Annotated in this window: 10 protein-coding genes; 7 read left to right on the forward strand and 3 right to left on the reverse strand. The window is 44.9% G+C overall.

Going from position 1 to position 11362, the window contains the following annotated elements; genetic code table 11:
- Positions 1-4 precede the first annotated feature (4 nt).
- From GLV81_RS16380 to GLV81_RS16405, 7 genes are all read left to right on the forward strand, one after another.
- Positions 5-1165: a TlpA family protein disulfide reductase gene (locus tag GLV81_RS16380; protein WP_157479824.1), complete on the forward strand. Its 1161-nt coding sequence runs from the start codon at positions 5-7 to the stop codon at positions 1163-1165.
- Between the two features lie 99 nt (positions 1166-1264).
- Positions 1265-2551, forward strand: a complete 1287-nt coding sequence (locus GLV81_RS20750) for a cysteine peptidase family C39 domain-containing protein (RefSeq protein WP_246186088.1) — start codon at positions 1265-1267, stop codon at positions 2549-2551.
- An 11-nt stretch (positions 2552-2562) separates the two neighbouring features.
- The gene (locus tag GLV81_RS20755; RefSeq protein WP_246186089.1) at positions 2563-3477 is read left to right on the forward strand and encodes a peptidase domain-containing ABC transporter; all 915 of its coding nucleotides are present in this window, start codon (positions 2563-2565) and stop codon (positions 3475-3477) included.
- A complete protein-coding gene (locus GLV81_RS16390; protein ID WP_157479825.1) occupies positions 3464-4804 on the forward strand; it encodes an HlyD family secretion protein in 1341 nt (446 codons plus the stop codon). Before GLV81_RS20755 ends, GLV81_RS16390 begins: the two co-directional genes overlap by 14 nt.
- A 489-nt stretch (positions 4805-5293) precedes the next feature.
- The gene (locus GLV81_RS16395; RefSeq protein ID WP_157479826.1) at positions 5294-5512 is read left to right on the forward strand and encodes a hypothetical protein; all 219 of its coding nucleotides are present in this window, start codon (positions 5294-5296) and stop codon (positions 5510-5512) included.
- 86 nt (positions 5513-5598) lie between these two features.
- Positions 5599-6405, forward strand: a complete 807-nt coding sequence (locus tag GLV81_RS16400; protein WP_157479827.1) for a TlpA family protein disulfide reductase — start codon at positions 5599-5601, stop codon at positions 6403-6405.
- Between the two features lie 169 nt (positions 6406-6574).
- On the forward strand, positions 6575-7753 hold the full coding sequence (locus GLV81_RS16405; protein WP_157479828.1) for a TlpA family protein disulfide reductase: 1179 nt from the start codon (positions 6575-6577) through the stop codon (positions 7751-7753).
- A 262-nt stretch (positions 7754-8015) separates the two neighbouring features.
- Here GLV81_RS16405 and GLV81_RS16410 read toward each other — a convergent pair whose 3' ends face one another.
- Genes GLV81_RS16410 through GLV81_RS16420 form a run of 3 tightly spaced genes read right to left on the reverse strand, consistent with a single transcriptional unit; the run spans position 8016 to position 11303 of the window.
- Entirely contained in the window at positions 8016-8969 is a 954-nt protein-coding gene (locus tag GLV81_RS16410; RefSeq protein WP_246186090.1) for a class I SAM-dependent methyltransferase, read from the reverse strand.
- A 53-nt stretch (positions 8970-9022) separates the two neighbouring features.
- Complete coding sequence (locus GLV81_RS16415) at positions 9023-10930, reverse strand: RecQ family ATP-dependent DNA helicase (protein ID WP_157479829.1); 1908 nt, start codon at positions 10928-10930, stop codon at positions 9023-9025.
- A gap of 4 nt (positions 10931-10934) precedes the next feature.
- On the reverse strand, positions 10935-11303 hold the full coding sequence (locus GLV81_RS16420) for a type II toxin-antitoxin system VapC family toxin (RefSeq protein ID WP_157479830.1): 369 nt from the start codon (positions 11301-11303) through the stop codon (positions 10935-10937).
- Positions 11304-11362 lie beyond the last annotated feature (59 nt).

Consider the following 11362-nt stretch of genomic DNA (forward strand, 5'->3'; position numbering starts at 1 on the left):
AACTTTGAAAAAATCAATAATATCTCTGGTTCTCTCTTTGAATTTTGCTATCTGCATTTCACAACCATTAGATTACATCATTGAGGGTTATGTAAGCAATGTAGATTCTGGAATGATTTACATAGTGCCGGTGATAAATGAAGCAAAATATTACGGCCCTAATAGCATGAAAGATTCTGCAATAATAAAAGATGGATTATTCAAGTTTAGAAGAATACATAACAATAATAATACATATGCTTACAGGTTGTATATTCAAAGTAATATTTCCAGTGGGTCTACAGATTTTGTTTTCATTAATGGAGAGAATGTTTTTATAGAAATCGACTCGATTGATGAACACATTTCTCCAAGAATTGCTAACTCTACATATCAAAATGAAATAAAATATGAATACAATGATTTCTTTGAAAAATTTATTGTAGATGTAAATAGATATTACGAATACGAAGAAGGCATTTACAATAAGTTTGATGGCAATATACCTAAAGAAATTGTTCTTGAATTTGAAGCAAAGCAAAAGCTGATATCGCATCAGTCAGACTCATTATTTCAATTGTATGCAGAATTACATCCAAACTCTCATGTAACCTTATGGAAAATGATTGAGAGACTCAAGAATATTGGGCATAACAGTTCTTACAGAAGCATTTTCAATAAGTTCCCTGTTGAAATTCGAAATTCACAAATAGGATTGATCTTTTTACAAGATCTATATGCAAGTGAATTGCTTAGCATTAATTCGGTTTTTCCAGAACTTCAATTTCAAAATATACAGGAAGAAATTACAGTTATAGATAAATCTAAACTAGGGAGTTCATTTACCTTGGTTGACTTTTGGTTTACAGATTGTATACCTTGTAGAAAGCAGTTTCCAGAACTTAAGCGCTTATTCAAAATATACAGACAATATGGTTTTCAAATCATCGGAATTTCTATTGATGAAGAATCCAAAATTGACACTTGGCGCAATTTAATTCAGAAAGAGTCTCTCAATTGGCTACACTTATTGGATAAAAGCGGTAAGACTACAACAAAGCTTGCAATCAACTCTTTCCCTACGAACTTCTTGCTAAACAGTGATGGAGTGATACTTAAAAAAAATATTACTATTTCGGACTTAGCAACATTACTGTTAGAGAGTTATAAAAAAATAGGCAAATGATTGCTTTAAAGCTATTATCAAAAAAAAGCCTGTGCACGACTATTAAGTCCAGTCATTTCATAATTCGAATGTTAGCTCTCAATAGTAATTATTCATCCCATGCCCTTCCCCCTCTACCGCCAGCTCGATGCCATGGATTGTGGCCCTACCTGCCTGCGCATGGTGGCCCGGCATTATGGGCGTAGTGTAAGCTTAGAGTACCTGCGTAGCAAAACGGAGTATGGAAAGCAAGGTGCCAGCCTATTGGGGCTGGCCAATGCAGCAGAGGCATTGGGCTTTCATGCCGTGGGGGCCAAGCTTACCCTGCAACAACTGCTGCAAGAGGCGCCGCTGCCCGCCATCTTGCATTGGGATCAACACCATTTTGTAGTGCTTACGCCGGCCACCAAAAAGGGGCAGGTGCAAATAGCCGATCCGGCCAAGGGGCTGCTGTGGCTGAGCCATGCACAACTGCAGCAGCACTGGCTCAGCACCCAAGAGGGCACGGAGGCCAAAGGCATTGCCCTGCTGCTGGAGGCTACACCCGCCTTGCATACCCAGCAAGAAGATGATGCTGCGGAGGAGCAAGCCGCCCCCAAGGTATTTGGCTGGTGGCACATGGTGCAGCAGTTGGGCAGGTACCGCCGCTACCTGCTGCAAGTGGGGCTGGGCCTGCTATTGGGCAGCCTGTTGCAGCTCATCTTTCCTTTTCTTACCCAAAGCCTGGTAGATACGGGCATCAACACCCGCAACCTCCATTTTATCCAAATTATTTTAGCGGCACAGCTTATGCTGCTGCTCAGCCAAACACTGGTAGAGTTCATCCGCAGCCGCATACTGCTGCATGTAAGCACACGGGTAAACCTGCAATTGCTGAGTGCTTTTTGGGCCAAGCTGCTGCGCCTGCCCATTCATTTTTTCGATACCAAGCACCCCGGCGATATTTTGCAACGCCTCAGCGATCAGCAGCGGATTGAGCAGTTTCTCACCGGCGCTGCACTCAGTACCCTGTTTAGCCTTTTTAATTTGCTGGTGTTTTCGGTAGTGCTGCTGCAATACAACGCTCAAATATTTATGATTTTTGCCGCTGGCAGTGTATTGTATTTTTTATGGATACGCTTGTTTTTGCGTTTTCGGCGCCGGCTCGATTATCAGCGCTTTGCCATTATGGCCCGTGAAAGCAATGCCAGCATGCAATTGGTGTATGGGGTGCAGGAGATAAAGCTGAACAACGCCGAGCACAGTTTCCGCTGGAAATGGGAGGGCTTGCAGGCGGCGGTATTCCGGCTCAATTTCAAAAGCCTGTCGCTCAACCAGTATCAGCAGTTTGGCGCCTTGTTCATTAATCAGGGCAAAAACATCCTCATCACTTTTTGGTGGCGCAGCAGGTGGTGGAGGGCAAGCTAAGCTTGGGGGTAATGCTGGCGGTACAGTACATCATTGGTCAGCTCAACGCTCCCATTGAGCAGCTCATTGGCTTTACCCAACAGGCGCAAGATGCCAGCATATCACTGGAGCGCATGAACGATATACAAGTACTGCCCGATGAAGAACCTGCAGCGAGGCAATTTCAACACCGGCTGCCGCAAGAGCACAGCATCCACATCAATAATCTCAGTTTTACCTATCCCGGGGCGGGCAATGAGCCGGTGCTACGCCAGCTATCGCTTACCATACCGGCACAGCAAACCACTGCAATAGTAGGCATGAGTGGCAGCGGTAAAACCACCCTGCTTAAGCTACTGCTTCGCTTTTATGAAACGTACAGCGGCAGCATTACCATTGGCGCTACCGCTTTTAGCAGCATTAGCCCAAGGTATTGGCGCAGCCGCTGCGGGGTAGTCATGCAGGATAGCTATGTATTCAACGATACCATTCTCAAAAACATAACCGTAACCGAAGAACCGGTAGATATGGAACGGGTGTTGGAAGCCTGCAGAATAGCCAACATACTCGACTACATAGAAGCCTTGCCACTTGGCTTTTATACCAAGCTGGGGGCCGAAGGGGTAGGCATGAGCGGCGGCCAGCGGCAACGCTTGGCGTTGGCAAGAGCCGTGTACAAGCAGCCGCAGTTTATTTTTTTAGATGAAGCCACCAACTCGCTGGATGCTAACAATGAAAAAGTAATTGTAGAAAACCTGCAACGGTTTTTTGCCCACAAAACGGTGCTGGTAGTAGCGCATAGGCTGAGCACGGTGAGGCATGCCCATAAAATAGTAGTGATGCACAACGGAGCCATAGCGGAAGAAGGCACGCATGAAAGCCTTGTAAACCTTCGGGGCCGATATTATGAACTGGTAAAAAACCAATTAGAACTTGGCAACGAATAACCACGATACAGAAAGTCCGTTACAAGCCGCTGCGGCAGTGCATACCGCACCGGCGATGGAAGATTCGTTTACGGCCTTGCTGAGCCACCGGCCACCTTGGTTGGTACGCTGGGGCATCGTGTTGTTTGGGGCATTGCTGGGCTTACTACTGGCCGCTACCTGGTTCATACACTATCCCGACAGGGTGCAGGCTACGGGTACGCTTATGGCTACCCATTTGCCGCAAGAGCTGGTGGTGCGTACCGATGGCCGCCTGCAGCACCTGTTTGTGTCCGAAGGCGATAGTGTGCCACAAGGCCGGCTGATAGCTGTCATGCAAAGCACTGCAAATTATGAGCACCTGTTGCGGTTGCAGCAAATGACGGATAGCCTGCACCATGAAATGGCCAATGCCAACCCTACAGCAGCGCTGCATTGGTACCATCAATTCCAAGAAATAGCGGGCAGCTTTCGCATGGGTGAAGTGCAGGCCGATTTTCAACAACTGATGGCTGCGATACAAACCTTTACACAATACTTGCAGCAGGGGTACTATCAGCAAAAAATGCAGATGCTTCGTCAAGACCTTGCTTTTTTACAAGCACAGCAAAAAATACTGCAACAGCAGCAGCAACTTACGCAACAAGATATTGCCCTGGCAGCCGACAATTTTGCCGCCAGCAACAAATTGGCCAACCAGCAGGTAATAGCGCCGGTTGAGTTGCGCAACGAGCAGAGCAAATGGGTCAACAAACAACTGCAAGGCCCACAAGTTTCGGCAGCACTGCTCAACAACAACATGCAGGCCCACGATAAGCAAAAAGAAATAGCCCAACTGAACAACGAGATAGCCCAACAAACAGAAATTTTCAAACAGGCACTGCAGCAGTGGCAGGCTAAGCTGGCCGCATGGCAGCAGCAATACCTGATAGTGGCCCCCTGTAATGGGCGGCTGTCGCTGAACGGCTTTTTGCAAGCAGGTGCCAACATGCAGCGTGGCCAATCCATTGGGAGTGTAGTGCCGCCCAATGCGGGCTATTACGTAGCGGTCACGCTTTCGCAATACAACTTTGGCAAGCTAAAAATTGGTCAACAGGCAAGGCTGCGTTTTACCGCCTACCCGTATGAAGAATTTGGTACTGTAGCTGCCCAACTTACCGGCATTAAAACCCTGCCCACCGATAGTGGCTATATGGGCAAATTAATGCTGCCCAATGGCCTTGTTACGGATAAGCATATTGCCCTCAGCTACCGGCATGGCCTGCAAGCGCAGGTAGACATTGTAACCGATAACAGGCGCCTGCTTCAGCGGCTGCTGGATGGCATTGATAAAGCAGTACGGAGATAACTCATTTGTTATGTGCTAAAAATATCCTCATGCATCTTGCTCTCTGTAAAGTATTGCTGTCTTCATCCCTCATAGCAGACGTACAAATATGCATTGTAACACTTTGCACTCATCACTTTATTGAACAAATGAAAGCGACTATCAGAAGCATCTACAAAACAACCTTTCACAACACAACTGCATGTACATTACCTACACTTAAGGTGTAGGTAATGTACAGTTTACATGCCCGCTCCGGTTATGATGAATGATTTTTTATATCGACATTTAACCAACGCATCCATAGCACCAATCTGCAACCGTTAGCAATGTATTGCAGTGTTTGATAGCATGGTCTTCCATTTTCTGCAGGAGTAGTGCCCTGTGGAAAAAGCCCGGGAAGCACTCTTTGGTTACACCATAACCAATGCCCGGCGGCCCAGCACCCCGTATGGCTCAAAACTACCGGGGCAAACACCTATTTTTAAAACCGTTTAAATTGTACAAGCAATGGAAACAAAAAAAATGAGCCTCGCTACTGTAGCAGGCAAACTCAGCCGGGCTGAGATGAAAAATGTAATGGCTGGTCTGGAAGACATGGCAGTTGATGATGGTGGCGGAGTAATAGCTGGCGCAGGCTACAAATGCTGCTGGGAAGGCACCAACAACTGTAGTGTTTGTGCTGCAGGTTGGACTTGCACAAAGGGCGCTGTTGCAGTTAAATGCTAGTATGAGCAATAGAAGAATGTCTCATGTATTTGAGACATTCTTCTCCTTTTTTGATGTAATTAAATCATGAAAATACCCTCTTTTCTATGCAAAAGAATTTCATCATACTGCTCTTCGTTACAAGTATGAGTGTAGCATGCGGATATGCGTCTAATGAAAAAATAAACCAGAAGGATGAAGTGAGTGAAATCACAAAATCTTATATGACATTTTGGACATATTGGAACAAAGAAATTAATTTATGCAGCGATTTTATAGCTAAAGACACTAGTAGTAATACATTGACTAAAAAGAGGTTTACAGAACTGTTGAATACTGGAAATTACATTCCGATAGCTTCTTTTGAAGCGGATAGTTTAAGGGTTTATCAATTGTTTCATTTGCCAGAGAAAGTGGATGAAAATATCAATGAGACTATTAAGCAAATGGCAAAAATTGAACTGGATCATTTAAAGCTTGAAGGAAAAAAAATGCCACAGTTTCATTTCACTGACATAAACGGAACGCTGATAACAGATAGTACTTTTAACGAAAACTTTATAGTTGCAAAAACTTGGTTTATAAAATGTGGTCCTTGTGAGAAACAACTTCCTCATTTAAATAAAATCATGGATAAATACAATACCAAAAACGTTCGATTTATCTCTTTTGCTGACGATGAAAAAGATTTATTAAAAGAATATAGAGATCTAAACGAATTACAATTCCTGATTATACCTAAACAGGCTGACTATATTCGAAATACATTAGGTCTTCAGCTTTATCCTTCTTATATCTTAATTGACCCCAATGGCATTGTTTTAAAAGTGGCTGATAATTTAGATGTAATTGATGATGAGTTAGAAGCCCATAGTGATAAACTTTCTTTTGTTCCACCACCCCCAGCAGGATAGTGTTATAGCAATATTTATAACTTAATGACTACTAACGTAAAGAAAAAATGTTGCAATGGAATTTAATGGGTACTAATTGCTTAAAATGATAAAAAATAATCGCAAACCCTAATTATTTGAGTTGATAGCGTTCGTGATTTATTATCCATCAATCCACTATCCACAACAAATGCGAACACTAATCAATCATTGCATTTATTGTATTTTCCTTTTTTTATCTCTTTCAACGGGGGCGCAATCGGGCACATTTTATGCTCAAATATCAGGTAGTTTCTCAGGCCTTGATAGTGGAACTGTTCAAATTTTATCGGAAGATGCTGATGACACTTTATGTCAATCTGTAATACTTGCAGGGCATTTTAAAATTCAACATCAGTTTGCTACAGCCAAGCAATATTTGTGGCGGATAACACCCGGTAACTGGCATTTTAAAGCATTTGTAGAACCAGGCAATAGCACATTACATATAGATACAACCGGTGCAAAAAGAAACGGTAAAGGTGTAAATGACCCCAATGCTTGGGCACTTATTTGGCAGGTGGAGCAAAGCGGCACACCTATGGCAACTGACTATAGCAGATACCTACAACAAACCCGGCAGCAATGGTTTAGGGAACAATTGCTAAAGGCAATGGCTCAACAAGACATAGCAGTAAATAAAAAAAACTACACCCGGTTGATAGATTCTCTACAAAAAGAAGCCCAACAAACTCAACTTCTTTGGATAGAGCAATTTATGACAACCAAACCTGACGTACCATCAGCGTCCTTTATCATCTTACAATACATCATGCAAGCAATCCAACCCGATTGGACTGTTTGCAACCGTTGGTTCCATCAAATGAAAGTTGATGAAACGCCAACATATTATTACCAACAATTGAAAGAAAAATTGCTGGCGCAGCACAATCAATCAGCTGGTGCAATGATGCCTGATGTCCGTTTACGCCAAGCAAATCATCAACCATTCTCTTTTAGTTCACTACAAGGCCAATACGTATTATTGGATTTTTGGGCCAGTTGGTGTGGACCATGTAGAAAAGAAATTCCTGCCTGGAAAAAAATCTATGAAAAATACCGGCCTCAAGGTTTAGAGATAGTGGGTATATCAGGCGACAGATATGATAAGGACTGGCGAAAGGCTTTAGCCAAAGAAAAAATGCCTTGGATACAACTGATAGACTCCTTCCCTTCAAAAAATCAAAGCGCCATGCTGTCTGATTATTTTGGTATTCGGCTCATTCCTCATTACATTTTACTTGATAAAACCGGTAAAGTTCTGTTGTCCACTGATGATCCCGCTCTAATCAGACAAAACATTACTCAACTCATAGAGAAAAAGGATTGAAGTAATCGTATCATCCCATGCCCTTTCCCCCACTACCGCCAGCTCGATGCCATGTACATACGCTATACCCCAACCTATTTTACAACGGCTACGAGCTACAGCCGGAGTAAGATTGGGATGTCTTCAATTAAACAATCAGTACTCCGCTATTTCGAAGATTTCGAAAAATAGAAAACGAGTGATATCTAACTGCACTTTGCCTTGTCTAATCCTTACTCAATGGTTGCCTTTACCTACTTCCTTATTCATCATTCCTTATTCATCATTCCGCCTTGTGCAGCTTGTAGCACCAGCGAAACAATTTGCCTTCAAAATCGAATGGCGTGGTGGCACGGGTAATGTCTTTGATGTATGCTGCCTGTAGCTCATCGGCAGCCAGTTGAAACCGGCGGAAATTGGTGCTGAAATACAACACGCCTCCCGGCGTAAGCGCCTGCAAACATTGGTTGATGAGCCGCACATGATCCCGCTGTATGTCGAGGAAATCTTCCATACGTTTGCTGTTGCTAAACGTAGGCGGGTCCATCACAATCAAATCGAAAGATTGCGCAGGAATGCTTTGCAAATACTGCAGCACATCAGCATGAACGATCTTGTATTTGTGTTCATCAGTAAAACCGTTCAGTTGCAAATTGCGTTCTGCCCAGGCCAGGTAGGTTTTGCTGAGGTCAACGGTTTCTACATAGCTGGCGCCACCTGCAGCCGCATACACGCTGAACGAACCGGTGTAGGCAAACAGGTTCAACACCTTTTTGCCTGCACATTGCTCCCGCACCATTTGACGGGTCAGCCGATGGTCGAGAAACAAACCTGTATCGAGGTAATCACTGAGATTGACGATGAACTGCAATCCGTTTTCTGAAACAGCAAACTCATGTTGCTGTGCATCTACTTTTTGGTATTGGCCCAACCGCCCCGGCTTGCGTTGGCGCAGTTTCAAAAACACATTTTCCTTTTGCACACTCAGAATGCTGCAAATGGTTTCGATGCAAGCTTCCATCCAATCGTCGTGGGCTTCATCGGTCATGCCGTGGTTGCGTTTGTACTCGGCTATGTACAGGTTGTCGCCATAAAACTCTATGCACAGCGGAAACTCGGGCAGGTCGTGGTCGTACACCCGGTAGCAAGTCACCTGCTGCTTGCGGGCCAGCTTGCCTATATGCTTGTACACTTTGCTCAGGCGGTTGATAAACATTTGTTGTTTGGCGGCATCCATGTGGCAAAGATGTGGCAGCGGGTTGAATAAAAATGAATGAGGATGATCAAGACTTACCGCTGTACGAAACTGCCATCCGCCGTTTGCACAATCAATTCTTCTTCCAGCAATTGCTGCAGGGCGGCTTCAAATACCTGGCTGCTGATGTGCAGGCAGCTGCGGCGCAACTGCAATGAGGTTACAGGCTTTTGCAACAGCGCTACAATGCTGGCTTTAGCTGTTTGCAAAGCTTCGTTGCTGGCGGGTTGTTGCTTTGCCGCCAGGCAGTTGTCACAAATACCACAATCAGCAATGTCGCTATCGCCAAAATACCGACGGATAATGCTGCTCCGACATTGCTGCTCAGCCCGTGCATATTCCAGCATCGCTGCAATCTGCGATTTGTACAACGCCTTGCGTTGCGCATACAATGCCGCATCAATCACTACCTGTGCTGCGGGCACACGGTTGTATAAAAAATACAGTTGTGGTGTATCCCGCAAGGGTTCGTATTCCAATGCCTGATAGCCCGCCAGTTGTTTCAATTGCTGTTGTACAGCTTCTACCGAAATGCGTAAATACGAAGCGAGTTGTTTTTCGCGGATACTCACCGGAAAATCGAGGATGCCTTCATAGGTACGCAGCAGCAGTTTGATAAGTGGCTCCAGTGCAGGCTTGTCGTTTTCCAACTGTTCGAGATATGCCCGGCCTGCGGTGATTTGCACCCGACTTGGAATGAACACCTGTTCGGCAAAACTAACGTAGCCGGCGGTTTGCAAGGTTTGCAGGGCATGCATCACTTGGGTAGCATCCAGTTGAAAGGTTTCGCAAAAACGGGTCAAATCGAACCCGAAATATTGTTGCTCACCCTGCCCTACAGGTAGCTGCAAATAGTTGCCTATCTGCTGGTAAATGTTTTGTATTTGTGCAATGGGCAAAAACTTTTGCTCAGGCAATTGTTGCAACCTGTCCAGCTCTTCCTGGCTGTACAGCAACACGGCATAGGCTCGTTTACCATCGCGGCCCACACGCCCCGCTTCCTGATAATAAGCTTCCAAACTATCGGGCACATCCATGTGTATCACAGCCCGTACATCGGGTTTGTCGATGCCCATGCCAAAGGCATTGGTACATACCATTACCCGCACTTTGTTTTGTATCCATGCATCTTGGCGACTGTTGCGTTCTTCGCTGCTGAGTCCCGCATGATAGTACGAGGATGCAATGCCTTGCAGCTGCAACAACTCTGCAATTTCACGGGTACGTTTTCGGTTGCGGCAATACACCAAGGCCGTACCCGGCACCGACTGCAGCACCTGCAGCAACTTGTTTATTTTTTGCGGCAGCGCAAATGCACTGAACGATACATTGGGCCGTGCAAAAGATTGTTGAAAATGTTTTCGGGCCATGGAGAATTGCAGCTTCTCCATGATGTCTTGCTGCACGGTGGGCGTGGCCGATGCCGTAAGTGCCAGTATGGGTACGGTAGGCAACTCTTCGCGGAGTTGTGCAATTTGTAAATAAGAGGGTCTGAAATCGTAGCCCCATTGCGACACGCAATGCGCTTCATCCACGGCTATCAGGTTGATGTCCATGGCGGGCAGATACTCTTTGAAGAGGTTGGTTTGCAACCGCTCCGGCGATACATACAAAAATTTGAAGTGACCGCTGGCTGCATTATCCATCGCCTTCTTTACTTCGAAAAAAGACATGCCGCTATGGATAGCCAGTGCCGATACATTGCGCCGGTGCAGTTGTCGCACCTGATCTTTCATGAGGGCAATGAGTGGTGTGATAACGATGCAAATGCCAGGCATGGCCAGCGCTGGCACCTGATAACAAACCGATTTGCCACCACCTGTTGGCAGCAGTGCCAGCGTATCATTGCCATCGAGTACCGATTCTATAATGGCCTGCTGCCCCGGCCGAAACTGATCGTACCCGAAAGTAGATTGTAAAATGGAATGAATGGAAGCAGACATTTAATCAGGGCTCAATCAATAAGAGAGGCAGTTGTTGAATTTTTTTGAAACCCTTATCAGCTGTCAACAGTGGCAACCCCATTTGTAAAGCCGAAGCGGCAATAATGGCATCAGGCACTTTTATCACTTTCTGTTGTTTCATGGATATAGCCAAACTGCGAATGGCTTCATTCAAATAAACGATAGTGCATGTATCTAATAATGCTTGTCGGATAGCTGATTGCTTTTGAGTAATGCCTTTTAATCCCAGCAACTCAATCACTGAAATTTCTGATACATACAACTCATCCTCTAAAAAGGGACGAACAGCTTCGTTCGCATCCAATATGTAGAGCAAAATGTTGGTGTCGGCAAGAAACTTACTTCCACTCATTTCTTGCTTTTTTTTGATAAGCCAGTGGATTGGTTTCTTGAGGCTCTGCACCAAAGAAA

It is taken from the genome of Phnomibacter ginsenosidimutans (genome assembly GCF_009740285.1).
Classification (GTDB): Bacteria; Bacteroidota; Bacteroidia; order Chitinophagales; family Chitinophagaceae; genus Phnomibacter; species Phnomibacter ginsenosidimutans.

Coding starts and splice junctions, on each gene's coding strand:
- GLV81_RS16400 (WP_157479827.1), top strand. CDS start 5,599: ATGCAAAAGAATTTCATCATACTGCTCTTCGTTACAAGTATGAGTGTA.
- GLV81_RS16405 (WP_157479828.1), top strand. CDS start 6,575: ATGCGAACACTAATCAATCATTGCATTTATTGTATTTTCCTTTTTTTA.
- GLV81_RS20755 (WP_246186089.1), top strand. CDS start 2,563: ATGCTGGCGGTACAGTACATCATTGGTCAGCTCAACGCTCCCATTGAG.
- GLV81_RS20750 (WP_246186088.1), top strand. CDS start 1,265: ATGCCCTTCCCCCTCTACCGCCAGCTCGATGCCATGGATTGTGGCCCT.
- GLV81_RS16395 (WP_157479826.1), top strand. CDS start 5,294: ATGGAAACAAAAAAAATGAGCCTCGCTACTGTAGCAGGCAAACTCAGC.
- GLV81_RS16410 (WP_246186090.1), bottom strand. CDS start 8,969: ATGGATGCCGCCAAACAACAAATGTTTATCAACCGCCTGAGCAAAGTG.
- GLV81_RS16420 (WP_157479830.1), bottom strand. CDS start 11,303: ATGAGTGGAAGTAAGTTTCTTGCCGACACCAACATTTTGCTCTACATA.
- GLV81_RS16415 (WP_157479829.1), bottom strand. CDS start 10,930: ATGTCTGCTTCCATTCATTCCATTTTACAATCTACTTTCGGGTACGAT.